This is a genomic window from Christensenella sp. KGMB01412, assembly GCF_055522415.1.
This window is the reverse complement of the sequence record NZ_JBVFVW010000007.1, coordinates 26,757-50,476: the sequence shown is the minus strand read 5'-3', so window position 1 is coordinate 50,476 and position 23,720 is coordinate 26,757. Positions and strand designations below refer to the sequence as shown.

Annotated in this window: 28 protein-coding genes; 12 read left to right on the top strand and 16 right to left on the bottom strand. The window is 52.6% G+C overall.

The genetic code is table 11. From position 1 onward, the window contains the following. Positions 1 to 100: 100 nt before the first annotated feature. The 3 genes from tnpA to ACS5WU_RS11205 all read right to left on the bottom strand — a co-directional run bounded on the left by tnpA (position 101) and on the right by ACS5WU_RS11205 (position 1,791). Positions 101 to 550 (bottom strand): IS200/IS605 family transposase, encoded by a 450-nt coding sequence (tnpA, locus tag ACS5WU_RS11215; RefSeq protein WP_302760259.1) that lies wholly within the window; start codon positions 548 to 550, stop codon positions 101 to 103. Positions 551 to 741: 191 nt separating this feature from the next. After that, entirely contained in the window at positions 742 to 1,086 is a 345-nt protein-coding gene (locus ACS5WU_RS11210; RefSeq protein ID WP_046442359.1) for a hypothetical protein, read from the bottom strand. Positions 1,087 to 1,128: 42 nt separating this feature from the next. Beyond that, on the bottom strand, positions 1,129 to 1,791 hold the full coding sequence (locus tag ACS5WU_RS11205) for an HAD family hydrolase (RefSeq protein ID WP_046442361.1): 663 nt from the start codon (positions 1,789 to 1,791) through the stop codon (positions 1,129 to 1,131). Between the two features lie 157 nt (positions 1,792 to 1,948). Between ACS5WU_RS11205 and ACS5WU_RS11200 the strand changes: the two genes are divergently transcribed. Then, on the top strand, positions 1,949 to 2,836 hold the full coding sequence (locus ACS5WU_RS11200) for a hypothetical protein (RefSeq protein ID WP_059109110.1): 888 nt from the start codon (positions 1,949 to 1,951) through the stop codon (positions 2,834 to 2,836). 123 nt (positions 2,837 to 2,959) lie between these two features. Here ACS5WU_RS11200 and ACS5WU_RS11195 read toward each other — a convergent pair whose 3' ends face one another. Next, positions 2,960 to 3,637 carry a transaldolase family protein gene (locus ACS5WU_RS11195; protein ID WP_059109109.1) on the bottom strand — a complete coding sequence of 226 codons (678 nt, stop codon included), beginning with the start codon at positions 3,635 to 3,637 and terminating at the stop codon, positions 2,960 to 2,962. Positions 3,638 to 3,705: 68 nt separating this feature from the next. Further along, on the bottom strand, positions 3,706 to 4,881 hold the full coding sequence (fabV, locus tag ACS5WU_RS11190) for an enoyl-ACP reductase FabV (protein ID WP_046442153.1): 1,176 nt from the start codon (positions 4,879 to 4,881) through the stop codon (positions 3,706 to 3,708). A 162-nt stretch (positions 4,882 to 5,043) separates the two neighbouring features. Between fabV and ACS5WU_RS11185 the strand changes: the two genes are divergently transcribed. After that, positions 5,044 to 5,655: a 4Fe-4S binding protein gene (locus ACS5WU_RS11185; protein ID WP_302760258.1), complete on the top strand. Its 612-nt coding sequence runs from the start codon at positions 5,044 to 5,046 to the stop codon at positions 5,653 to 5,655. 13 nt (positions 5,656 to 5,668) lie between these two features. Next, positions 5,669 to 6,193, top strand: coding sequence for an O-acetyl-ADP-ribose deacetylase (locus ACS5WU_RS11180; protein WP_046442149.1), 525 nt, complete (start codon positions 5,669 to 5,671; stop codon positions 6,191 to 6,193). Here the strand turns inward: ACS5WU_RS11180 and ACS5WU_RS11175 are convergent. Continuing rightward, positions 6,171 to 6,764: a TetR/AcrR family transcriptional regulator gene (locus tag ACS5WU_RS11175; protein ID WP_046442147.1), complete on the bottom strand. Its 594-nt coding sequence runs from the start codon at positions 6,762 to 6,764 to the stop codon at positions 6,171 to 6,173. The genes ACS5WU_RS11180 and ACS5WU_RS11175 overlap by 23 nt on opposite strands. Before the next feature lie 107 nt (positions 6,765 to 6,871). Here ACS5WU_RS11175 and ACS5WU_RS11170 point away from each other — a divergent pair, with 107 nt between their 5' ends. After that, the gene (locus ACS5WU_RS11170; protein ID WP_302760256.1) at positions 6,872 to 8,278 is read left to right on the top strand and encodes an MATE family efflux transporter; all 1,407 of its coding nucleotides are present in this window, start codon (positions 6,872 to 6,874) and stop codon (positions 8,276 to 8,278) included. A gap of 446 nt (positions 8,279 to 8,724) precedes the next feature. On the opposite strand, the gene ACS5WU_RS11165 is transcribed toward ACS5WU_RS11170, so the two are convergent. Then, complete coding sequence (locus ACS5WU_RS11165) at positions 8,725 to 8,847, bottom strand: hypothetical protein (RefSeq protein ID WP_465089161.1); 123 nt, start codon at positions 8,845 to 8,847, stop codon at positions 8,725 to 8,727. A 459-nt stretch (positions 8,848 to 9,306) separates the two neighbouring features. Further along, the gene (locus ACS5WU_RS11160) at positions 9,307 to 10,635 is read right to left on the bottom strand and encodes a dihydrolipoyl dehydrogenase family protein (protein ID WP_302760004.1); all 1,329 of its coding nucleotides are present in this window, start codon (positions 10,633 to 10,635) and stop codon (positions 9,307 to 9,309) included. Between the two features lie 153 nt (positions 10,636 to 10,788). On the opposite strand from ACS5WU_RS11160, the gene htpG reads away from it, so the two are divergent. Further along, the gene (gene htpG / locus ACS5WU_RS11155) at positions 10,789 to 12,690 is read left to right on the top strand and encodes a molecular chaperone HtpG (protein WP_302760003.1); all 1,902 of its coding nucleotides are present in this window, start codon (positions 10,789 to 10,791) and stop codon (positions 12,688 to 12,690) included. 101 nt (positions 12,691 to 12,791) lie between these two features. Here htpG and ACS5WU_RS11150 read toward each other — a convergent pair whose 3' ends face one another. Continuing rightward, a complete protein-coding gene (locus tag ACS5WU_RS11150) occupies positions 12,792 to 13,442 on the bottom strand; it encodes a hypothetical protein (protein WP_059108409.1) in 651 nt (216 codons plus the stop codon). A gap of 353 nt (positions 13,443 to 13,795) precedes the next feature. On the opposite strand from ACS5WU_RS11150, the gene ACS5WU_RS11145 reads away from it, so the two are divergent. After that, positions 13,796 to 13,918 (top strand): hypothetical protein, encoded by a 123-nt coding sequence (locus tag ACS5WU_RS11145; RefSeq protein WP_302760002.1) that lies wholly within the window; start codon positions 13,796 to 13,798, stop codon positions 13,916 to 13,918. A gap of 451 nt (positions 13,919 to 14,369) precedes the next feature. Next, on the top strand, positions 14,370 to 14,705 hold the full coding sequence (locus tag ACS5WU_RS11140) for a hypothetical protein (RefSeq protein ID WP_302760001.1): 336 nt from the start codon (positions 14,370 to 14,372) through the stop codon (positions 14,703 to 14,705). Positions 14,706 to 14,854: 149 nt separating this feature from the next. Here the strand turns inward: ACS5WU_RS11140 and ACS5WU_RS11135 are convergent, their stop codons facing one another. The 3 genes from ACS5WU_RS11135 to ACS5WU_RS11125 form a co-directional block, all read right to left on the bottom strand. Further along, on the bottom strand, positions 14,855 to 16,153 hold the full coding sequence (locus tag ACS5WU_RS11135; RefSeq protein WP_302760000.1) for a class II D-tagatose-bisphosphate aldolase, non-catalytic subunit: 1,299 nt from the start codon (positions 16,151 to 16,153) through the stop codon (positions 14,855 to 14,857). 14 nt (positions 16,154 to 16,167) lie between these two features. Next, on the bottom strand, positions 16,168 to 16,713 hold the full coding sequence (gene hxlB, locus ACS5WU_RS11130) for a 6-phospho-3-hexuloisomerase (protein WP_046441994.1): 546 nt from the start codon (positions 16,711 to 16,713) through the stop codon (positions 16,168 to 16,170). Positions 16,714 to 16,939: 226 nt separating this feature from the next. Further along, positions 16,940 to 17,806, bottom strand: a complete 867-nt coding sequence (locus tag ACS5WU_RS11125) for a mechanosensitive ion channel family protein (protein WP_046441992.1) — start codon at positions 17,804 to 17,806, stop codon at positions 16,940 to 16,942. Between the two features lie 155 nt (positions 17,807 to 17,961). Between ACS5WU_RS11125 and ACS5WU_RS11120 the strand changes: the two genes are divergently transcribed. Genes ACS5WU_RS11120 through ACS5WU_RS11110 form a run of 3 tightly spaced genes read left to right on the top strand, consistent with a single transcriptional unit; the run spans position 17,962 to position 19,952 of the window. Next, positions 17,962 to 18,339, top strand: a complete 378-nt coding sequence (locus ACS5WU_RS11120) for a metallopeptidase family protein (protein WP_235811542.1) — start codon at positions 17,962 to 17,964, stop codon at positions 18,337 to 18,339. A 14-nt stretch (positions 18,340 to 18,353) separates the two neighbouring features. Next, the gene (locus ACS5WU_RS11115; RefSeq protein ID WP_302759998.1) at positions 18,354 to 19,457 is read left to right on the top strand and encodes a M23 family metallopeptidase; all 1,104 of its coding nucleotides are present in this window, start codon (positions 18,354 to 18,356) and stop codon (positions 19,455 to 19,457) included. A gap of 6 nt (positions 19,458 to 19,463) precedes the next feature. Then, positions 19,464 to 19,952 carry a hypothetical protein gene (locus ACS5WU_RS11110; protein ID WP_302759997.1) on the top strand — a complete coding sequence of 163 codons (489 nt, stop codon included), beginning with the start codon at positions 19,464 to 19,466 and terminating at the stop codon, positions 19,950 to 19,952. A 55-nt stretch (positions 19,953 to 20,007) separates the two neighbouring features. On the opposite strand, the gene ACS5WU_RS11105 is transcribed toward ACS5WU_RS11110, so the two are convergent. The 4 genes from ACS5WU_RS11105 to ACS5WU_RS11090 all read right to left on the bottom strand — a co-directional run bounded on the left by ACS5WU_RS11105 (position 20,008) and on the right by ACS5WU_RS11090 (position 21,960). Continuing rightward, a complete protein-coding gene (locus tag ACS5WU_RS11105) occupies positions 20,008 to 20,358 on the bottom strand; it encodes a DsrE family protein (protein ID WP_302759996.1) in 351 nt (116 codons plus the stop codon). Between the two features lie 31 nt (positions 20,359 to 20,389). Beyond that, positions 20,390 to 20,749, bottom strand: coding sequence for a DUF488 domain-containing protein (locus tag ACS5WU_RS11100; protein WP_046441986.1), 360 nt, complete (start codon positions 20,747 to 20,749; stop codon positions 20,390 to 20,392). A gap of 187 nt (positions 20,750 to 20,936) precedes the next feature. Next, a complete protein-coding gene (locus tag ACS5WU_RS11095) occupies positions 20,937 to 21,701 on the bottom strand; it encodes an MIP family channel protein (protein WP_302759995.1) in 765 nt (254 codons plus the stop codon). After that, positions 21,685 to 21,960 carry an HU family DNA-binding protein gene (locus ACS5WU_RS11090; protein WP_046441984.1) on the bottom strand — a complete coding sequence of 92 codons (276 nt, stop codon included), beginning with the start codon at positions 21,958 to 21,960 and terminating at the stop codon, positions 21,685 to 21,687. The genes ACS5WU_RS11095 and ACS5WU_RS11090 overlap by 17 nt, the downstream gene beginning before the upstream one ends. A 434-nt stretch (positions 21,961 to 22,394) precedes the next feature. Between ACS5WU_RS11090 and ACS5WU_RS11085 the strand changes: the two genes are divergently transcribed. Beyond that, entirely contained in the window at positions 22,395 to 23,084 is a 690-nt protein-coding gene (locus ACS5WU_RS11085) for a TetR/AcrR family transcriptional regulator (RefSeq protein WP_052740084.1), read from the top strand. Between the two features lie 23 nt (positions 23,085 to 23,107). After that, positions 23,108 to 23,701 (top strand): TetR/AcrR family transcriptional regulator, encoded by a 594-nt coding sequence (locus tag ACS5WU_RS11080; RefSeq protein ID WP_046441982.1) that lies wholly within the window; start codon positions 23,108 to 23,110, stop codon positions 23,699 to 23,701. Positions 23,702 to 23,720 lie beyond the last annotated feature (19 nt).

Genomic DNA, 23,720 nt, shown 5'->3' with positions numbered 1-23,720 from the left:
CCGTAAAACGGGTGGCATGAAAAGCCCTAAAAGGGCATGATACAAGCCAGCGTCTAAAGACGCTGGCTTTCTCTTCGTTCAAGCCACATGGCATTTGTTCTTATCTACCCCTAAAGGGGTCTTCTATTTCCTGCACGCTTACTTTATCTATCACCTGATCTTGTAAATATTGTTCCCTTACATATTTTGCTATCGTTGCTTCATTCAGCCCTACTGTGCTTGCATAATATCCTATTGACCAAAAGTGCCTGTTCCCAAATTTATATTTTAGATTTGCGTGCCTGTCAAACAGCATCATTGCACTTTTTCCTTTTAGGTATCCTATAAAGCTCGCTACACTATATTTTGGTGGTATACTCAACAACAGATGCACATAATCCGGCATCAAACTTCCTTCGATAATTTCTACTCCTTTGTATTTACATAACTTTCTGATACATTCCTGCAAATCTTTTCTCACCTTGTTATAGATGATTTTTCTTCGATACTTTGGTGTAAATATGATATGATACTTACATATCCACTTACTATGCGCTAAACTTTTATCCATTCGAAAAACTCCTTTCTCGTTTTCATGTAGCCTGAACATCTACATTCTACTCGAAAGGAGTTTTTTGCGCTGTAAGCTTTCTTTTTCCACCCGTTTAACGGGTCGGTTTTTGTTTCGTTCGCTTCGCTCCCTCAACTGGCTAAAGACATACTAAACAAAAACAGCGGAGGGTTCCGCTGTTTTTTTATCTGTTATTGCAGGACGCTCGTCAGCAAGGTCAGCTGCTCCGTATTCTTATTCAGCACGAAAATATCGCCTGTTTCCATATCAAAGGCATACCATGCCTGTTCGTCCTGCCCGGAACGGATCGCTTCGGCGAGCTGGTATTTTGTCCCGCCGATCGTTTCTTCCCCGTCAATCCTGACTGCGTCCGGCGCATCGCCCTGTTGTGTCAGATAGCCCAGCAGGCGGTCTGCGTATGCAGAAGCAGTCTGCGGCAGCTGCCCGCCTGTTTCCTGCGCCGTGACCTCAGTGCAGCCCGCAGCGCAGGCCGCAAGAAGCAACACGCACACCAGTAATACGACTTTTTTATTCATTTCTTCCACCTTCCGTAATACCCCGCGGCGGAAGAAAGGGCTTTATTCCTTCGCGCCGGAACGTACGATTGTAATAATTTCCTGTGGGTGGCTGACAATCATATCCGCGCCTTCCGCTACAAGAACGCTCTTATCACGGAATCCCCACGTCACGCCGATGCACGCAACCTTCGCATTTTTCGCCGCGCGCACATCTACCTCGGAATCCCCTACATAAACGGTTTCCTCCGGCAATGCGCCAAGCTTTTTCATTGCGGCAAAAATTCCGTCCGGCGCTGGTTTTTTCCGTACCCTGTCGCTTTCCCCCACCGCATCCTGCAAGAGGTCTCCAAAATATTCCCCGGCAAGCTTTTTTACCGCCGTGTCAAATTTATTGGATAAAACGGCCGTTTTTACGCCTTCGGCTTTGAGCTCGCCCAGCAGCTCGCAAATCCCGTCGTAGGGGCGTGTTTTATCCTGCATATGGGCTGCGTAATGCGTTTTGAACACATCCATGCACCGCAGGATTTTTTCATCCGGGGTGCCCGCGGGCACCGCAAGGCGGATGAGGCGCTCCACGCCGTTTCCCACAAAATCACCCACCTCTTTTACTGTCCGAAGTGGGTAATCAAATTCCCGCAGCATGTAATTGACGCTGTCCGCCAGATCATCCAATGTGTTGAGCAGCGTGCCGTCCATATCGAATATTACCGTTTTGTAAACCATATATAACCGTTCCCTTTCCGCGTTAATCGTGAATAATTTGTAAAATCCTACCACTATTCTAACATAAAAATAATATTTCTGTTATAATTGCAGTATTCAAAGAAATGATACAAAAAAGATACAATGTGGTGAAACACGTTTGAAATAAGGAGTCCCTATGAAAAAAATGGTTGCATTGGTTGTCGCGCTGTGTACGGCGGCACTCGGTTTCACAGCCTGCAGCATACCGAACGCCGGAAAACTGGAGATCATCAAATCTCCCACTGTGGCAGCCGGATCGCAGGAAGCAGCGAGCGAAACCCAGGATGATAACAATGAAACAGATACGCAGGAGGAAACAGGGCAGCCTGAGGCCACTCCCTCGCCCGCTGCGGATCCGGAGCCCACAGAGGGCATGAGCAAGGCCGAAGTGGAGGCTCTTGTGCAGGAAGGCGTCGTCCCCAAAGAGGCTGTGAACTCTGACGGCGAAGCAACGACCTACGATAACCAGAAGATTGCCGACGCGCTGCAAAAGTGCGCGGATAATATAACCTGTAAAACGATTATGATCGGCGGCAACAACGTTGTCGTACAGGCCGTGAACAACAACGGCGTAACAATCCCAAAGCTTAGCGTGGTTGTGACCGTATCCGATACGGAGCATATCTATGATTTTTACCAGGTAAAGGCGGCGGGCGAAGTCCTGATCCCGATTTCCAAGGGGAGTGGAGAGCTTCCGCCGGCGGTATCTGCCAAAACCGTGATTTCCATGACCGCCAACGAATATACCAACATAGCCGACCAGCTTGAATTCACCCCGTCCATGACGGATACGCAGTACAAGCTCGCGGTGAAGAACAATTCGGATAAGCCCTGCAAACGCCTGAGCATTACGGCAAAGCTTTACAGCGGTTCCACTGTGGTTTATACGGAGCTGGTTGAAAAATCGGAGGCCCTTGCTCCCGGAAACGTATCCAGCTTTGAGTTTACGCTTCCGGATTCGATGGCCGAGAGCGGCGTTACCTTTGATAAAGCCGATTTTGTAGTCAACGAGGCCGCGGCCTGACAGAACGTGCGTGTGGCGCGGATGGAAAAGCACGCGCCCGCAACGCATCAGCATAACAAAAAGAAGAGGAAAGCTGCCTGATAAAGGCACTTTCCTCTTTTTACGTGATTTTATGGCGCGGCTTTATTTCAGGTGCGTACCCTTCACTTCGTTTACCAGCGCATAAAAGTCCTGCGTGAAATTCTCCTCCGCCGTAAACGTCGCGTCGTGATAGGTAAGCGCGCGCAGCACGTCCGGCGCGGCTGTAACCGCACCAATCCCATGCTTGCAGAGGTTGAGTATCTGCTGCGAATTTTTAAAGCTTGCCGCGAGTACGTCCGCGTTCAGGTTGTGTACGCGGAACATGTCGTGGATGTCCTTTGCGACCTGTACGCCGTCCGCACCCATATTATCGAGGCGGTTGACATACGGCGCAGTATACCGCGCACCCGCCTTTGCCGCCATAAAAGCCTGCATGGCGGTGTAGACGGCTGTCGCCGTGATATTGATGCCTTCCTTTTTGAGGATGCTGATGGCGCGCAGGCCTTCCGTGGTCACCGGCACCTTTACGAACAGCTCGTCGCTGATCTCGTGCAGCATAAAATGCGCCTCCTCGATCATCTGGTCTGTCGTCTCAGACACAAGCTGCGCGTGCAGCTGGCACTCCTTTGGCAAAAAAGCGCGTATTTTCTTCAAAAGCTCGATCGGGTTTTTGTGCGCCTTCATGAGGATGGAGGGGTTTGTGGTCACCCCGTCGTACGGATAATCGTGATAAAGCGCTTCTATTTCGCTGAACTCGGCGTTGTCAATCAATACCAACATAATTTCTCCCTGCTTTCTACTGGAATATGATGTATTATTTATCCGCTTTTCCCGCGCGCCTCAAACAATTAAATGCTGGGCACCGCTTTATCCACTTCCACATCCGCATCGTAATCCACCCCGTCGATCCCAAAACCGAACATATGGTAGAAATCCTCCCAATAGCCGTCCACATCGGCAAGCTGTTGCAGGTTATCGCTGTTTATCCGGTCCCATGCCTGCTTTACCTCCTGCTGTACGTCTTCACGCATTTCCCAGTCGTCCATGCGGATCATGCCGTCTTCATCCACCTGCGGCTTATCTGCCAGCAGCTTATCATGGAACAGGCGGTACATCTGCTCGATACAGCCCTCATGGATGCCCTTTTCCTTCATCACTTTATACAGGATGGACATATAGAGCGGCACAATCGGAATCGCCGCGGAGGCCTGCGTAACAAGCCCCTTATTGACCGAGATATACGCAGTCACGCCCGGAAATTCCTGCGTGATCTCTTTTGAGGTCGCAAACAGGTGCTCCTTTGCCCTTCCAATAGAGCCGTTGCGGTACATTGGATGCGTGAGCTCCGGCCCAAGGTAGGAATATGCCATCGTAACCGTGTGCTCTGCGAGCACGCCAGCGCCGCTGAGCGCCGTAATCCAGTCTTTCCAGTCCTCGCCGCCCATGACCTTCACCGTATCGCGTATTTCCTCCTGCGTTGCCGGGGGAACGGTGACCTCAGATACAGTCCTTGCCGCGAGGTCTATCGTCTTGTTGGTATACTCGCCGTCCGTCGTTTTGAGCACGGAGGAACAGGTGGTTCCATCCGCCATTGTCCTGCGGGGGGATGCAAGGCTGTATACAACCATATCCACCTGCCCCAAATCTTTTTTGATCAGGTCTATCACCTGCTGCTTCACTTCCTGAGAAAACGCATCTCCATTAATCGTCTTTGCGTACAGGCCGTCCGCATGCGCGTATTCCTCAAACGCCGCCGTATTATACCAGCCGGGCGTCGCGGTGCGTTTGCCGCTTTGCGGGCGCTCGAACATAACGCCGATTGTGCTTGCCCCGCACGAAAACGCTGCACTGATGCGCGACGCAAGGCCGTAGCCCGTAGAGCTGCCGATAACGAGCACGTTTTTGGCGCCCGGCGTTTTGGGCCGCGCCTTCACGTAATCAATCTGCTCCTTCACATTCTCGCCGCATCCGACGGGATGCGCTGTGGTACAAATAAATCCTCTTACCTTGGGCTGAACTATCATATTCCAAAACTCCTTCTTTGTTTCATTCTGTATTCCCGTATATTTTACCACACCGTTCCTGTAATTTCAGCAAAATAATGGGAATCGATTGATTATCGCCCTTGTGATGTGTTATCGTTCAGGTAGTGACGCTAACTACATTTTTATTTTGGAGGCCAAATTATGAAAACCAGTGAATATTTAAAAATGATGCGGGAAATCAAGGACTTTTCTTTTGCGACAATCGGGCACGACGGCCTGCCAACGGCGCGGATTATCGACGTTATGCTTGTGGAGGAGGATTGCCTGTATTTCCTGACGGCGCGCGGCAAGGAATTTTACAGCCAGCTTACAAAACAAAAATTCGCCGCGCTTTCCGGCATGAATAAAAACTGGCAGATGATTACGCTGCGCGGGAAAGTGAAGAAGGTATCCCAGGATATGCTCGGCCCAATTTTTGAGCAGAATCCTTCCATGAACGAGGTCTATCCGGGCGACAGCCGCAAAATTCTCGAGGTGTTTTGCCTGTACGAAGGACAGGGCGAATTTTTTGATCTTTCAGGAACGCCGATCTTTCGCGAGACGTTCCTGCTTGGCAAACAGAAGGAGCACAAAAAAGGCTTTGTGATTACAGGCGAATGTATTTCGTGCGGCATTTGCGCGGGTGTGTGCCCGCAAAGGTGCATCGCCGAAGGCTCGCCCTACGCAATCCGGCAGCAGAACTGCCTGCACTGCGGCCTGTGCGAAGAAAGCTGCCCTTCCGGTGCGGTTATCCCGGCGGGCCGCGGTGAATGAAAGGAGCTTTCCGATGAATTACCATGTTATGACCGGCGATATCACAAAATTCAAAGGGGACGCGATAGTAAACGCGGCAAACACCTCCCTGCTGGGCGGGGGCGGCGTAGACGGCGCAATCCACCGCGCGGCGGGGCCTGCGCTGCTTGCGGAATGCCGCACGCTCCATGGGTGCGAAACCGGGCAGGCCAAAATCACAAAGGGCTACGGCCTGCCCGCGGGCTATGTAATCCATACGCCCGGCCCAATCTGGCGGGGCGGCAAAAACGGCGAGGAAGAACTGCTTGCGGGCAGCTACCGCAGCAGCCTGCGGCTTGCGGCGGAGCACGGCCTGAAAACCGTGGCGTTCCCTTCCATCAGCACGGGCGTTTACCGCTTTCCATTGGAGCGGGCGGCAAAACTGGCGACGGAAACGATCCTGTCGTTTTTGAAAGAACATCCTGAAATGGATGTGACCATGGTATGCTTTGACGAGAGAACAAAGGACGCTTACGATAAGGCTCTCGTGGACGCCCTTACAGGGCTATCTCCCGCGTAAAGGCTTCCCTGCCTTCCGCGGTGAGCATCAGGGATACCACGCTCCACATACATTTCCTTGCATCGTGGCTAACGTCCTTCCAGCGCTCAAAATGCGGCTGGCTATAGCATGAGGTGGTCATGAGGGACTGGATTACGCCCTCCGTCTGCCCCGGAAATTCTTCCCCGCGAACAAGCCCCGCGTCCCGTAGATTTTTGAGCGCAGTCCTGAGCGTATCGTATAAATCGCGCATCACTGAAAGCTGCATCTGGTAGACCTGCGGGCACAGCTGTGAAAGCTGCGCGTAGTGCCGGAAATAGTACTGGTGCTTATCGTGGTGCTCTGTGATATACCGAAGAAACCCGTCGAGCGCCGCAAGCGTTTTGATTTCGCCGTGTTTCCTGTAGCCACGGTGCTGATCGATAATCACCGCTTCGATGAGGTCTTCCTTTTTTTTGAAATGATAGGTCAGGTTCCCCACGCTGATGCCAAGCGCATCGGCAACGTCGCGCATGGTGACCGCATTATAGCCGTTTATACTGAACAGCTCCCGCGCCGCTGAAATGATCTCGTTTTTGATGTCTTTTTTCATTGCTTCCCTCATTTATGCCGTGATCTGCCAAAACATTGTTGACATTTTAGCACATTTGTACTAAAATGTCAATCGGCACAAACGCATCCAAGGAAGGGAAGGACACAATGACAGACACAATAAATAACACTGCACAAAATCCACTGGCAACCGAGCCGATTGGCAAGCTGATCGCCAAATTCGCGATCCCTGCAATCATCAGCTTTCTTGTCAGCGCAATCTATAATATCGTAGACCAGATTTTTATCGGGCAGGGCGTAGGACTGCTTGGAAACGCCGCGACAAACGTTGCGTTCCCGCTCACCACGATCAGCACGGCTATCGCCCTTTTGATCGGCGTGGGCAGCGCGTCCAACTTTAACCTGCGGCTGGGCGAGGGGCATAAGGACAAGGCAGGGCATATCGCCGGGACGGGCATTACGCTGATGATTGCCTTTGGCGTGACGCTTGCGGTGGTGGTAATCGCGTTCCTCGATCCGCTGCTGATGGCGTTTGGCTCTACGCCTAACGTCCTTCCCTATGCGCAGACCTACACGGGAATTACCACGCTTGGAATCCCGTTTATCATCCTGACCACGGGCGGCAGCCAGCTGGTGCGCGCAGACGGCAGCCCGGGCTACTCCATGGCGTGCCTGCTTTCCGGCGCGATCCTCAACACGATTCTCGACCCGGTGCTGATCTTTGGGGCGAATATGGGCATCGCCGGAGGGGCGATTGCAACCGTACTGGGGCAAATACTTTCCGCGGTTATGGTAATCCTGTATTTCCGCAGGTTTAAAACGCTCAAGCTGACCAAAAAGCACCTGCGCCCGCACTGGAGCTACGCAAAAATGATCTTTACGCTTGGCATGGCGGCCTGCTTCAACCAGCTCGCTTTGACCGCCGTGCAGATCACCATGAACAACACGCTCACCTATTACGGCGGGCTATCCCACTATGGGAGCGAGATACCGCTTGCGGTGGTGGGCATTATCACCAAGGTGAACATTCTCTTCCTGGGGTTTGCAATCGGCGTAGCGCAGGGCTGTCAGCCTATTGTGGGCTTTAACTACGGCGCACGCAATTACGAACGTGTCAAAAAGACGTTTTCCAAGGCTACCGTTATCGTCCTTGCGATTTCCATCGCAGCATTTTTAGCCTTCCAGCTTTTCCCGCGGCAGATTGTGAGCGCGTTCGGCGAGGGCAGCGAGGACTATTTTGAGTTTGCGGAGCGGTATTTCCGCATCTTTATGCTGCTGACCTTTGCAAACGGAATGCAGCCGCTCATTTCGAATTTCTTTACGTCAATCGGCAAGGCGACGCGCGGCATCCTGCTATCGCTGACGCGGCAGATTATATTCCTGCTTCCGCTGATCCTGATTTTCCCGATCTTCTGGGGAATCGACGGCGTGATGTATGCAGGGCCGATTGCAGACGGGGCGGCGGCAATCCTCGCGGTTGCGCTTGTGATTGGCGAGCTTCGCAACATGGAAAAGCGCGATCCCCGCAACAGGGTCGCGCTTGGCACAGCATAGCATACTATATGATGAATGATTTAAGGGGCGGGTGCGGCGGCATCCGCTTTTTTTGCAGTTGTTACCGAACCGGTCAGGCAGGTTTGTGTAACGTGTCCTGCCCTTAGCGGGCAGTCGCAGGACAGATTGCGACTCAGGGACGCGCGTACAAAGAATTAAAAAAGCACAGACGCGCTCTGCATCCGCCTATTCGGGCATGAAAAAAATTCAAACAAAGCATGACGGCTCCTGAAGCCCTTCGCTGCAATCTGCCCTGTGCCTGCCGGAAAAGCGTTTGTGATATTGCGGTATGGGGTGAGAGGTGCGGATACACCGGAGAGCCGCTCTTCGGTGCACCCGCCCGGCAGCACAGAAGAACTTCGGGCAACGCACGGTTGCCGCGCAGTGCGCGCAAAAGCCGGAGCCTGTTGCAGGATATTGCCTGCAAGGGGCTTGTGGAGGGCGCTTCATGTTGTCCTTCCCTGCCGCGCGCCCGCAAGCAGAGCGGCGTACTTTACAGTTATTCCCTTCCCTGTACGCCGCGTCCCCTCAAAGGCAATGCCTGTAACAGGCTTCGGTAACAGTACCAAAAAAAGAGCTCCCCACAGTATGTGCCGCGTGGTGCGCGCAAGAATCGGAGCCTGTTGCAGGATATTGCCTGCAAGGGGCTTGTGGAGGGCGCTTCATGTTGTCCTTCCCTGCCGCGCGCCCGCAAGCAGAGCGGCGTACTTTGCAGATATTCCTTTCCCTGTACGCCGCGTCCCCTCAAAGGCAATGCCTGTAACAGGCTTCGGAACAGTACCAAAAAAAGAGCTCCCCACAGTATGTGCCGCGTGATGCGCGCAAGAATCGGAGCCTGTTGCAGGATATTGCCTGCAAGGGGCTTATGGAGGGTGCTTTTCGTTGTACCTCCCTGCCACGCGCCCGTAAGCAGAGCGGCGTACTTTACAGATATTCCTTTCTTTGTACGCCGCGTCCCCTCAAAGGCAATGCCTGTAACAGGCTTCGGTAACAGCAGTCAAAAAAGAGCGCGTGGCAGGATATCCGGATTAGCGGAGCAGGCTTTGGAGGTCGGCGGCGATGGTTGGAAATCCAAAAACCATTTGGCTGAGCTGTTGCTTCGAAATTTTGAGGGCAATGACCATTGCAAGGTAATCGACCAGCTCGTCCGCAGTGCCGGAAAGAATATGCGCGCCCACAAGCAGCCCGTCCCCGTACACAAGCTTTGCCTTTGCAACCGGCTCGTTTATCCGGCGGTAATTGAACCATCTTGTCATATCGACTTCTTTGACGGTATACTTTTGCGGCTCTTTGCCTGCGTCGGCAGTCGAAATGCCGACCGACGCGAGCTTTGGACTGCCAAATACGATGGACGGAACCGGAGGATATACGATGCTTCCGGTTTCGCCGCCCAGAAGCCTTTGCGCGATATATTTTGCTTCAAACCGGGCGACGGGAGTCAGTCCCGGCTGTTTTTTGGCGACAACGTCCCCGCAGGCATATATGGAGGGGTTTGACGTTTGCAGGAAACCGTTTACCTCTACGCCGCGCCTGCCATATTCCACGCCCGCATTTTCCAAGCCGAGCGTTTCGAGGTTGGGCAGCCTTCCCGTGGCGCACACGACGCAATCCGTTTTATCTTCATAATTATCCGCTTCGAGCAAAAACGAACCGCCCTGCCTGCTTACCCTTGCAATATCCACATCAAAAACAAAGCGGATTCCCTTTGCCCGCATCGCCAGCACCATTGCCGATACAAGGCCCTCGTCAAAGCCCTTGAGCGGACGGGCGTTGTGGTGGATTACGGTTACCTCGCTGCCGGCGGCGTTTGCAATGCACGCAAGCTCAAAGGCTATATAGCCCGCGCCAATGAAGGTAATTTTGCGCGGCAGCGTTTCCATTTCCAGAAAATCCGCGCTGTTTTTCAAATATTCCTTTCCTTCAATATCGAGTACCGCCGGGCGGCGGCCTGTCGCAATGATAAACGTATCCGCTTTTATGGCCTGCCCGTTTACCTCGATTTGCCCGCTGCCCACGAATTTTGCGCTCCCGCCGACCGTGGTTATGCCGCGGCGGGCCAGTCCTTCTTTGGACGAGGATGAAACGGGATCGGTGAAGGTTCGCTTAAACTCCATCAGCCCGGGCCAGTTGATGGAACGTATGGGGGAAAGTCCCTTTCCATCGAGCTGGTTGCTGCGGTCTACAGCTTCCATTCCCGCCACCAATACCTTTTTGGGATCACAACCCCTGTTGGGGCAGGTTCCTCCCCACAAATCTTCTTCGACCACCGCGACCTTCCTGCCGCCTGCTGCAAGCGCCCTTGACGACACCTGCCCGCCCGGGCCGGAGCCAATGACCACTACGTCGTATTTTTTCATAACCGTCTCCTTTATCTGGCTTGATTCTATCCTTACCCATAACTATAAACGGATTTTTGGGGCAATATCGTTATCCCGCAAAGAGCGCGCATTGATTTCTGTGGAAAAAAATGTATAATTTTCTTTATAAGCAGATTTACAGAGGTGATAAAAATGGCAAAGAAACAATTCAAAGCAGAATCAAAGCGTTTGCTGGATTTGATGATCAATTCGATCTACACACATAAGGAAATCTTTTTACGCGAGCTGATTTCCAACGCGAGCGACGCAATCGACAAGCTGGTATACCGATCCCTTTCGGACGGCGGCACAGGGCTTAACCGGAGCGATTTTTATATCCGCATCGAGCCGGACCGCGAAAAGCGCATACTGAAAATTACAGACAACGGCATCGGCATGAACAGGGAAGAGCTGGAGTCCAACCTCGGCGTGATCGCGCGCAGCGGCTCGCTCCAGTTTAAGAACGATATGGCAGAGGGCGAGCAGCAGCAGGAGGACATCGACATCATCGGCCAATTTGGCGTGGGCTTTTACTCCGCCTTTATGGTCAGCGATAAAATCACTGTGCTCAGCAAAAAATACGGCGAAGAGGAAGGCTACAAATGGCAGTCCTCCGGCGCGGACGGCTACACCATCACGCCCTGCGAAAAGGACACGCAGGGCACAGAGATCATTATGGAAATCAAGCCCGACGCAGAGGGCGAGGACTACAGCCGTTTCCTGAATGAAAACAGCCTTGCGGCACTGGTGAAAAAGTACTCGGATTACGTGCGCTACCCGGTGCAGATGGAAATGGAGCGCAGCCGCAACGTAAACGAGGGCAAGGAGGGCGCTGAGCCGGAATGGGAGACTTACCGCGAGCTGGAGACGCTCAACAGCATGACGCCCATCTGGCAGCGCAACAAAAATGAGGTAAAGCAGGAAGACCTCGACAATTTTTACAAGGAAAAGTTTTTTGACTTTGAAAACCCGTTGAAAACCATTCGCGTGGACGCGGAGGGCATGATCAACTATAAGGCGCTGCTGTTTATCCCCGCAAAGGCGAGCTACGATTATTTTACCAAGGAATACAAAAAGGGCTTGCAGCTTTATTCAAGCGGCGTGATGATCATGGAGCGCTGCGAGGAGCTGGTGCCGGAGCATTTCAGGTTTGTGCGCGGAATTGTGGATTCCCCTGATATTTCGCTCAATATTTCCCGCGAAATGCTACAGCAGACAAGACAGCTGCGCGCCATTGCATCCAACCTTGAAAAGAAGATACAGGGCGAGCTTGAAAAGATGCTCAAAAACGACCGCGAAAGCTATGAAACCTTCTGGAAGGCTTTTGGCCTGCAACTGAAATACGGCGTTATGGCTGAATACGGCGCGCACAAGGACAGCCTCAAAAACCTGCTGCTGTTCCATTCGTCGGCGGGAGAAAAGCTGACCTCGCTCGCGGAGTATGCCGGGCGCATGAAGGAAGGCCAGAAGTCCATTTATTACGCGACGGGCGACAGCATCCGGCATATTGCATCGCTGCCGCAAGCGGAATACATCCGCGAAAAGGGATATGAAATCCTTTATTTCACAGACGAAGCGGATGAATTTATGGCGCAGGCGCTGATGCAGTATGACGATAAGCCAATCAAATCCATCAACAGCGCGGACGACGACCTGAAAACAGAGGACGAAAAGAAGGAAATCGAAAAGCAGGGCGAGGAAAACAAAGAGCTGCTCGATTTTGTGAAGGAGGCCCTTGGAGACCGCATTGCAAAGGCCCGTATTTCCGGGAAGCTGCGCAGCCAGCCGGTCTGCCTGACCACAGAGGGGCCGCTTTCCTTTGAGATGGAAAAATACCTTGCACAGGTGCAGCCGGACAGTAAAATGAAGGCTGAGCGCGTGCTCGAGCTAAACGCAGAGCATCCGGTGTTCCAGACGCTCAAAGAACTGGAGAAAACCGACAGGGAAAAAGCAAAGGCATACGCGCAAATCCTCTACCATCAGGCAGAGCTGATGGCAGGGCTGCCAATCGAGGATCCCGCCGCTTATTCCGAGCTGGTATTCAGCCTGATGTAAACGGATGGTGCACGCACGGGCTTAACCGTATGATGGCAATAATGCAAACGCCCCCTTTCCGCTGCGGAACAGGGGGCGTTTTTGATTGGGCGGCAGGGGGCTTACAGGTACTCGCACCACAGCTGCCAGATTTGCTTGCCGGTGTCCGCGTCCATGCGCGTCAATACCCGCAGCAGGAATGCCGAATAACCATGCCGGAAGGCCTCGAGCGCCGGGCATGGGAAAAAAAGATCGCGCAGCTTACCGTAAAGTTCTGCTATGGCAGGCTCCCCCAGAAGCCCGCCCAGCTGCTTTCCCGCTTTATTGATTTGCGGGACGTCGGTGCAAAACGCAAGGTGTGACTGCCGGTCTTTCAGATATTTATCGTACGCATCGAAAAAGTACGCGTCCGAAAGCTCCGCAAAGCAGAGGCAGCTGCGCGTTTCCGCATCCCTGATGTCGTCAAAATCACTGGACAGCAGCTCTGTATCCGGCGCCGCCCCATAGGAATGCGCGGGCGTTTGCATGATGGTGCGCGAAATATCGAGCAGGCGGCTGCCTGCCTCGTAGCCGTAGCTTTCCGCATCGAAAGCCGAAGCAGCCCCGGACGATTCCAGAACGCCGGAAATGTATTCCCACAGCAGCGGGATTTTGTCTCCCAGACGGTCGGCAAGGTCGTTCACCAGACGGAACAGCGGGGCCGCGCTGGGGCAATCCTGCGGAATGGCTCCAAGCAGGGCGCGGGTGTGGTTTGACTGTGTATCCTGTTTCAAAATTCCCAACCACCTTTTTTTAATGGTTGGGAATTTCCCAAATACAAAAACGCGCGGGGTGCGCAGAGCATAGCTCTAAAAACCCTCGCGCGTCAAAATATCGTTGCACTCATTCCCGAGGGAATGTATAATGATACTTGATCGCAGTGTCCCTGATGGGATTGCTTGAGGGTGTCGTGGCACCGGATAGCAGGGCTTGGAGTGTTGCTGCACTCCGGCCTGCTGCGATTTTATATTGCAGGGAAATTCCCTATGTTTATTGTATGGGTTAATGAAAGGAATGTCAAGAAAAAGGGGGCGCGGGATTCGTTTTATTTCGGGATAGAACAGGGCGGCAAAAGGCTGCTCTTTTTTTGGTAGTGTTACCGAAGCCTGTAACAGGCATTGCCTTTGAGGGGACGCGGCGTACAAAGAAAGAAATCGCCGCAAAGTACGCCGCTCTGCTTGCGGGCGCGCGGCAGGGAAGGACAACATGAAGCGCCCTCCACAAGCCCCTTGCAGGCAATATCCTGCAACAGGCTCCGGCTTTTGCGCGGCTGCCGGAACATGAGTGGAGAAGGACACGGTTGACGGGGCGGGGAAGAAAAGGATGAAGAACATTAAGGGCGAAGGGATAAGGTCAAGGTAGACGGGGCGGAGAGAAAAGGCATGAGGGGAGATTGAGGGCAGGGCGTGAAGGGATAAGGGAAAAGGTCAAGGGCATGATAGACGGAGCATACGTTACCGGAGCCTATTTCAGGTATTGCCTTTGAGGGGACGCGGCATACAGGGAAAGAAATCGCCGCAAAGTACGCCGCTCTGCTTGCGGGCGCGCGGCAGGGAAGGACAACATGAAGCGCCCTTCACAAGCCCCTTGCAGGCAATATCCTGCAACAGACTCCGGCTTTTGCGCGCACTGCGCGGCACATACTGTGGGGAGCTCTTTTTTTGGTACTGTTACCGAAGCCTGTTACAGGCATTGCCTTTGAGGGGACACGGCGTACAGGGAAAGGAATATCTGCAAAGTACGCCGCTCTGCTTGCGGGCGCGCGGCAGGGAGGTACAACGAAAAGCGCCCTTCACAAGCCCCTTGCAGGCAATATCCTGAAACAGCCTCCGGCTTTTGCACGCACTGCGCGGCAATCGTGCGTTGCCCGAAAAATGCTGTGTTTCCGGCAGGCACAGGACAGATTGCAGCGAAGGGCTTCAGGAGCCGTCATGCTTTGTTTGAATTTTGTTCCATGCCCGAGCAGGCGGATGCAGAGCGCGTCTGTGCTTTTTTAATTCTTTGTACGCGCGTCCCTGAGTCGCAAGCTGTCCTGCGCCTGCCCGCTAAAGGCAGGACACGTTACACAAACCTGCCTGACCGGTTCGGTAACAGCAGCAAAAAACGCCCGTAGCACAATGCCACGGGCGTTTTTTATTTTCCCTGATTACAGCGCGGACGTATAACGGTCCAGCACGCAATCGATTTTATCCTTCACAAGCGCCATCGCGGAATTTTCGATCTTTCCATCGCGGATGCGCTCATACTGCATGGGCAAATACTGGCTGATAAGCGTGAGCGGTATCTCCATTTTGCCCGTATTTTCAAGCAGCAGGTCGATTGATTCCTGAATCTGCGGATTTGATAGATAATACCGCGACCTGTCTGAAAAGCTGTATTTACGCTTGATTTTCAGCTCCACCGGCGTGCCGTGATAGTATTTGATCCAGTAATTCGGCTTGCTTTCCAGCATCACCGTTTCAAGCGTATCGCCAAAATGCGAAGGCCGCATACCCGGATATTTTCCGATCAGCTCACGTTCGATATGCTCGAGCGCCATCAACCCCTCGCGGTATGCAAAGGTCAGCTCCGGGCCTACCTTCAGGATGCCCGTGCCGTGGTCGATCATGCTTTTGAGGTTCCCGGCTGTCTGGTAATCCGACGAATGGCTTTCAAAGGTGATGTGCGGGTATTCCTTGAGCGCGTTTGCAAGCGCAACGGCTTTTTCCGGCTCGAAATCATGCACTGCCTCGTCTGAAAATTCCACGCCCACCTGCGCGACAACGCACGCAACGTCGTCCCATACCTGCTTTAAACCGGCGTCTGTAAACGCCTTTTTGTAGCCGTCCAGGGTGACGCGCAAATCCTCCGGCTTTGTAACCTGCAACGTTTCCTCGTCCTGCGTGCCGCCCGGTACGGGAACCTCGCTGCCGATGATATACACCGGGCGGTACTTCCACGATACGTCGTCTTTGGTGCGCGCGTACGCATCCTCGGAAATTTTGGCAAGCTCTACCGCGCGGCGCGTGCTGACCTCCGTTGCGAGCGGCCTGTCCTGCGGATCGTCTGCCAGGCGCATGCTGGTGTCGAGGTGTATTTTGCGAAAGCCCGCCTCCACATACTGGCGCACAAGCTCCCTCGAGTATTCCATTGCCTCGTCTTCGTTTTTATCCTGCATGGTAAACGGGCCGAGATGGTCTCCGCTCATGATAACGTGGGAGGGATCTATGCCTACGTCCTTTGCCATGTTTTCGATCATGTTCGCAAAATCCTTTGGCTTCATGCCCGTATAGCCGCCAAACTGGTCTACCTGGTTTACGCTGGCCTCCGCCATAAACATACGGTTGTTCTTTTTGGCGTGCTCCATGCACACCCTGATTACAAATTCATTTGCCACGGTTACTGAAAACTGGGGCGTATAGTCTTTTGAGTTTTTGTCGAGCAGTGTTTTCAACGGATTTTCCATATTATTTTTCTCCTTTATTCCAGATTGGCGTGGTTTTTGTACATTTCCCCGGGGGTTTTATCGAGGATTTCCATCATACGCAGCACTGTGCGGTCAAAAAACAGCAGCATGGCCTGCTCGAAAAGCGAGCCCATCGGCTGGATGGACGCCTGCCCCCCGTCCGCTTTTGCGGGCGCGTCGATTTGTACCGTGCAATCCGCAAGGCTGCCGATGCTGGCCTGCGGGTTAATTGTGACCGTCGCGAGCTTTGCGCCGAGCTTCTTGGCCTTTTTGGCATGGCTCACAAAGCTTTCCGTTTCGCCGGAACCGCTCGCAATCACAAGCAAATCCCCCGCGGCTACCGAAGGAGTGGTAACCTCCCCCAGCACATAGGCCGGTTTTCCAAGGTGCATGGCGCGCATGGCAAGCGCGCGGATCATCAGCCCGCTCCTGCCGCCGCCCGCAAAAAAGATACGCGGCGCGGCGCACATCATCTGCGCGAACCGCTCTGCGCCGTTTTGGTCTATCCCGTCCACAGTGCGCGAGATTTCCTGCAAAACAGCGTGCATTTTTTCGTCCATTTCCTGTCCTCTCTTTATCTGAAATTTAAAAATATAAGTGCTACCAGAAACAAAAGCCGGAAACAAGGCGGCGCCCTGTTTCCGCACTGCTATGCAGCGAACATACGGCGGCGCAGCCCTGCGACGCCATAAGTTGATATGCTGTAAAATCCATATTTATCATATCACCGCGTATTTTCGTTGTCAATTTCGCCGGTGTTTTCACAATTTGTATGTGAGGTTTGCCTCAGTTCACGATTGTAATGTTGTTTTTATCAAATTCTTCCTTGACGGCGTAGCGGATGTCTGCGAGCGCCTGCCCGCCGGAAATGGTATCCTTTGTCCACACGAACGCACGCAGCAAAACAGAGCCCGCGCGGAAGTCCTCGATCCGCACCACCACCTCCGGCGCGCCGTTTTCCTTTTGCTCCGGCGTCCGCATATCGATGTGCATTTTGTTCTTTTTGACCTCGTCCGCCATGATCTTCATGGCAAGGTCAACGTCCGTATTATATGGCACGCCGATATCCAGCTTGTTGCTGAGCATTGGGTTCATGGTATTATGCGAGGTCACGATCATGTCCTTATCGAGCACCGCGTTTGGGATCACCACATGCCTGCCGTCCGCGCCCGCTATCACCGTGTGGCGTAAATCGATGGCCTTCACGATGCCCGCTACGTTCATGTTCACGATCTCTATGTATTCACCCACCAAAAACGGCTTGCTCAGGCCGATCGATATGCCGCTGAACAGGTTTCCGAGCGTTTCCTGCGCGGCAAGGCCTATAATCACCGCCGCAATGCCCGAGCTTGCGATTACGGTGGTGGCAAATTTTTTGAGCGGGTTGATGGTCATCAGCACGCTGATAACGGCTACTGCAATCACAAGCACATAGATCAGCCTGTAAAAAATACGCAGGTTGCCGCTCAGCCTCTTTTTCAGGAAGTGCGACAACAACCACAATACGATAAATGTGGCGAGCGCAACCACGCCGACCATGATGATCGTCTCCCAAAAACCGAGTGAAAAGGTCTTTTCCGCCCAGTCGTTGAGCGAATCCATCAGGGTTTTTACCGCCTGTTGCGCCTGCTCTGCGGGTTTTGACGAGTCCATTGCCTGCCGCCTCCTTTCCATGCCTTTGTTTTGCGGTTTGTTTCTATACTAATATAACCTGCGTATTTGCCCAAAAACATTTGTCTGCCCCTGTTTTTCTTTCTTTTTACGCCGCGGTATGTTAGTATACAAAAAACAGCACCGGAGGTACTGAATTGATTTCTTTTGACGAAATGGGAGAGCTGCTCGATAAGCTTGCCGAGGAGCTTCCCCCTGAATTTTTCCACGAGCTGAACGGCGGCATTATCCTTTTGCCGCAGGTGGAGCTGCACCCGGAGGGACGCGCAAACGACCTGTATGTGCTGGGCCGGTATTTTAAAAGCCCGGACATGGGGCGGTATATCGCCATTTATTACGGCTCCTTTGAGCGGCTTTTTTCCCACCTTTCCGGGCAGGCCCTCACCGCGGAGCTGCGTAAAACCCTGCGCCATGAATTCCGGCACCATATGGAATCCCTTTCCGGCGAACGCGGGCTGGAAATCGAGGATGAGGAATTTATGAGACGGTACAGGGAATCCAAACGCGGAGACTGACGGGGAGGCTTTTTATGAAAAAATGGTTTGGAATCGTTTGTATAACGCTCATTGCGGTCATGCTGTGCGCGTGCTCCGCGCCACAGGCGCAGCCCAAAGCTTCGGACGTACGGGCTGAAGCAACGGCTACGCCGTCGCCCGCGCCTTCCCCTGCGCCGTCGCCCGTGCCCGAGCTGACGCTCGAGTCGGTTACGACGGAGGCGTTTGCCCCGGAATGTTATCCCGCGCAGCTGTATCCAACGGATACGGGCATGCGGGATTACGAGCTGATAATGGAGTATCCTGAAATCACAAGGGACATTGTGGAAAGCTTTGAGGCGTGGGCCGACGAGGTCGGAAACCGCATGGCTGAAGAATACCAGAGCTATGGAAACGTCAATTTCCAGATGAACGCCGGCGTTCCATCGTGGCAGCTGCTTGCGGCGGCGGCTCCGATGGCTGCGTCGCCCGAAGGAGTCCCGGCGATTTTTGCTTTGTGCGTGGATTCGTCCACAGAGGTTGTGGCAGGGGAAGACGGCGAAACCAAAGCCACCCTGACGCTTACCCCCAAAACCCCGCAGGTTCTTTTTTATGAGCTGCCAAACGATACGCAGGAGGAGACAGCGATTCCCGGCGCGTTCTTCACGTGCACATACCTGCTGACGTTATATGACGACAACATGGAGCTGATTGAAAACAGCGGCGAATACCCGGAGCTTACAGAGCAGCTTTCCTTCCCTTTTGAAGAACGCTACGATTACCGCAACGGTTGGTATAACGACCGCGACGGCGGCGCGAGAAGGCACACCGGGACGGACATTTTGTGCCCGGAGGGCACGCCGGAGCTTGCGTGCGTGGACGGGACGATCCTTGCCAAGGGGAGCGGCGCGGGTACGGGCAATTATGTGATTCTCGAGGGCGCGGATAAAACGCAATACCATTATTACCACATGGTGGAGGTATCAGACCTTGTTTGCGCGGGAGACATCGTAAAGCGCGGCGATCCCGTAGGGCTTGCCGGAAACACCGGAAACAGCACCGCAAACCACCTGCACCTTGCAATTATCGCGCCGAACGGCATGTATGTGAACCCTTACCCGTATCTAAAGGACGCGCTGCCCGCGGGACAGGAGCAATAGGCCGCTATGATCGGACAATTCGGCTTTTCTTATGTTGGACTTATTTACCTGCTGATGCTTTTTATCCCCAACATCATCTGGAGCAGGCGCCTGCCGGCGGATTACACCCCCGCCGGGGAGAACCGGCTGCTGGTGGTATTCGAGCGCGCGGGGCAGGTACTCTGCACGTTTTGCGCGCTCGTATTCAGCGGCTTCAACCTTGCGCCGTTTTCTGCCCGGAGCGTATGGCTTATCGCTTCGTTTGCGCTGATGCTGCTGTATGAGGCGGGCTGGATACGTTATTTCAGGAGCAACCAAACGCAGGGAGATTTTTACCGCAGCTTTTTGGGCATTCCGGTGCCGCTGGCCACGCTTCCGGTAGCCGCCTTCCTGCTGCTTGGTATTTACGGCGGCGTGGGGCTGATGGCGGTTTCCTCCATTATCCTTGGAATTGGGCATATCGGCATCCATATCCAGCATTTAAAAAAACAAAGCGGACAGGCGCAGCATCAATGAAGCGCCAATCCGCTTAAAAGCATCTCAATTTCCAGGCGCCGGCAACGCCTTTTACTCAGGGCTTAATATATGCAAACCCTTCGTGCTGCTTTCTGGTCAGCTCCGCAATGCCCGCGGGAACCACCTCGACAAACGGTATCAGGCTGTTTTCTTTGATATCATATTTATTCATCGCATTCCGACACGCGGCAAATTTCACGGTTTCCAGGGCAAGCTCTTCAATATCTGCATAGTAGCCTTCCGTCTTTGCCAAATCGTCCTGCAACTGCCTGACGGCTTCGTCGTTCGCTACGATTTCCAAGTCAAAATCAATGCCCATCTCTTCGGCATATTTTACCATATTTTTTGCGTTCCCAAGTGTAAGCGGCCATTTTTTTGCTTCATCGATATGTAATACTGTTTTCATGATTTTTCTCCTTTCCCTGAAACTGCGGTGTTTACTGAAGCTGCTCCTGTACGAACGACTTTAATATCACCACATGGTTATAGGTTTCGTCCTTTGCAGCGTACACAAACGTGACGTTTCCTTCTTTGAGTTTTTCCTTGACAAGACTTACAAACTGCGCGGCTTTTGGATTTTGTACAAGCTCTGCGAGATACTCCCGTTTGAATGCGGGAAAGCGCTGCGGATCGTGATGGAACTCCGTCCTGATTCCCGTGCTGGGGGCGACGTCTTTCGCCCAGAAATCGATTGCCGCCTTTTCCTTCGATTCCCCGCGCGGCCACAGCCTGTCCACCAGAATACGGTACCCGTCTGCTTTTTGCGCGCCTTCATATACCCGTTTTACCTGTAACATGGTTTTTCCCTCCAATTTACTTATATCCATATTTTTGGTCTTCTAACACCCGCTCACACAAAGTTCATATTCTATGCGTGTTACTGTAAATACAGCTGTGGCGGCGCGGGCCGCTCCACGCCCTTTCCAAAACGCGCAGGCAACAAAAAAACTCCGCTTCTCGCGGAGTTTTTGTTCTGCTTTATTTTTACAGCGCGGCCTGCTTTTTCTGCTTTACGAGGAACATCCACACGAGCGCCGAAAGCGCTGCGCCAATGAGCGGCCCAACGATAAACAGCCATACCTGCTCGAGCGCCTGCCCACCCATAAAGATCGCGGGAGCAAGGCTTCTTGCCGGATTTACGGACGTTCCAGTGAGCGGAATGCCCATAATGTGCACAAAGGCAAGCGTAAGGCCGATCACAAGGCCTGCAACCGAGCTCATCTTCTCTGAAGACGTTACGCCCAAAACGGTCAGCACGAATACGAACGTCAGGATTACTTCGACAAGGAACGCGCCGCCCATGGAAATTCCCACATAGGACGCGGAGCCAAAGCCGTCCTGCCCAAGGCCGACCTCGGAAACCGGGCCAAGGTTGGCACTGCCGTTTATGATTGCCATCAAAATCGCGCTCGCAAGGATGGCTCCCAGCACCTGCGCGATCACGTAGCCCACAAAATCCTTACCGCTCATGCGCTTAGACAGCAGCATTGCAAACGATACCACCGGATTGATGTGGCAGCCTGAAATAGTTCCGATACAGTATGCCATGGCCACAATAGAAAGGCCGAACGCAAGCGCAATTCCGACAATTCCCGTAATGCTTCCGATACCGCCCGAAAGCGCCGCAGTGCCACAGCCGAATAATACCAACACAAAAGTCCCAATAAATTCAGCAATATACTTTTTCATAAAATGATACCTCCTGACAGCCTTTCGGGCCGTCGTTTCCAATTTATTTCCGAACAGCATCCTTAAGCAGTTTTCCTGCTTTGAACGCGGGGATTTTTGTAGCGTCCATATGGATTTTCTCCCCTGTTCTCGGATTCTGGCCGTTTCTTGCGGCGCGTGTTCGTACTTCAAATGTGCCAAAGCCCATGATTTGCACCTTTTCTTTTGCTGCGAGCGCGGCCTGTATCTCGCAAAGCAAAGAATCTGTAAGCATTTCAACGTCCTTTTTCATCATTCCGGTTTTTTCGGCTACCCTGCCGACCAATTCTTTCTTGTTCATTCTTTTTACGACCTTTCTTTTTATTTTGATAATAATTGCTTATTTATCATCGCCTTATCCGTACCCTGCCATGCTTTTTATACAGCGCTGCTCTTTCAAGACAGGCCGGCGTTCCTTTGGGCGCACAGAATGCAGCCGGTTTCAGTCCCGTGGCGGACCGGTTGCATAATCACTGCTGTTTTTCCGGATAATTACCGGCCTGCTTTCCGATGTGTATACGCCGGTTACTTGTACCACTTTTATTTTAGGCAACCCGCCGTAAAAAGTCAATATACTCTGGTTACTTTTTCATTAAAATGCTTTTTTACGTTTCCTTTTGTGGTGCATGGCACAAAAACCAAGCTGTGAAGCCATTTTCATTAAATAATTCGATTGTATCTTACCTCTGTTTATAGTATAATATAGTGGCAAAAACGGGAGGAGTGTATGCTTTTTTGAAAAAACAGGACACGAAAAAAAGATCCTTGCGGGACGAGCTGCTTGACGCGGGAATCCGGTTTCTGGAAACGCACAGCTTAAAGGACCTGACCATGCGTAAAATAGCCGCGTTATGCAATGTAACTCCCCATGCAATCTATAACCACTTTAAAAACAAGGACGAGTTTGTGGCGACGATCACAAAGCACGTACTTGATGAGCTAACGGCCCTTACCATAGAAATTGTCATGCAGCCGGAGGGTAACTTTCTGGATAAGCTCCAGGAGCTTACAAGCATCTATCTTTACACGTTTGAGAAATACCCTTATTATCTTGAAACCGTCTCCTTAAGCGCAAATGCGCCGTCTTTTGACGTACGCATCGACGGCGGGGACGTGGTATGCGTTCCGCAATTCCCCGGATGGCCTTCCCTGAAAAAGCTGGTGCAGATGCAGGGCATTACAATGCAGGCCGGGGCTGTTCCCGCCGATCCTTCCGCGCTGATCGAATTTGTCGGCAAAAGCCGCCCCTTCTCGGATGGCGACGAGGACAACGAGCTTTCCGCGAATCTCGACCAGCTGCTGATGCTGGCGGTCGTTAACGGGTTTCCCAATATGCTGCACGATGACCTCATCCCGGAGGATGCAGACAGGGATACCTTCCTGAGACTTATGCTCGGCTATCTGTTCAAGCGGATGCTGCAATGACTTTATCTTGAAGGAGTCCAGATATGGCAAACAGGAAAAAACGCGAAAACAATAAGGACCGGTTGATTGAAACAACGATCCGCCATATTGAAAAATTGGGAGCGGATAAGATTTCATTGCGGAAAATTGCCGCGGAATGTGGTGTTACGCATGCGTCCATATATAAGCATTTCCAGGATAAACAGGCATTGATCGAGGCCACATACCCTTATATCCTGAACCGGATTTATCCGTTTATCCAAAAGGAGATAGACGGCCGTCCGAAGGAGAACGCATTTCTTGCAATGTGCAAAGGCTACATGAAGTTCATGGTCACTTATCCGCAATACCATTACCTGCTGCATATCAGCCCTTCCTCGAGGGAGGCGTGGCGCATGCAACCTGAAAAAAATATTATGAAGCAATTCTCTGCCCACTATACTCCCCTTATGGCAGATTTTTTGGAGGAATATGGTATTCCTTCCGCGGAAGGTTATATATTGATACCGCTGATCGTCACAATCCTCGAGGGTAGTATTACACTGATCAACAAGGGCGGCCTCGCGGTAAACGGGGACTGCACCAGACTGGTCGACCTGCTCATTGTGGAAAAACTGAATTTGAAACGCATCGCTTAAAGCCGTTTTCGAAAGAAAA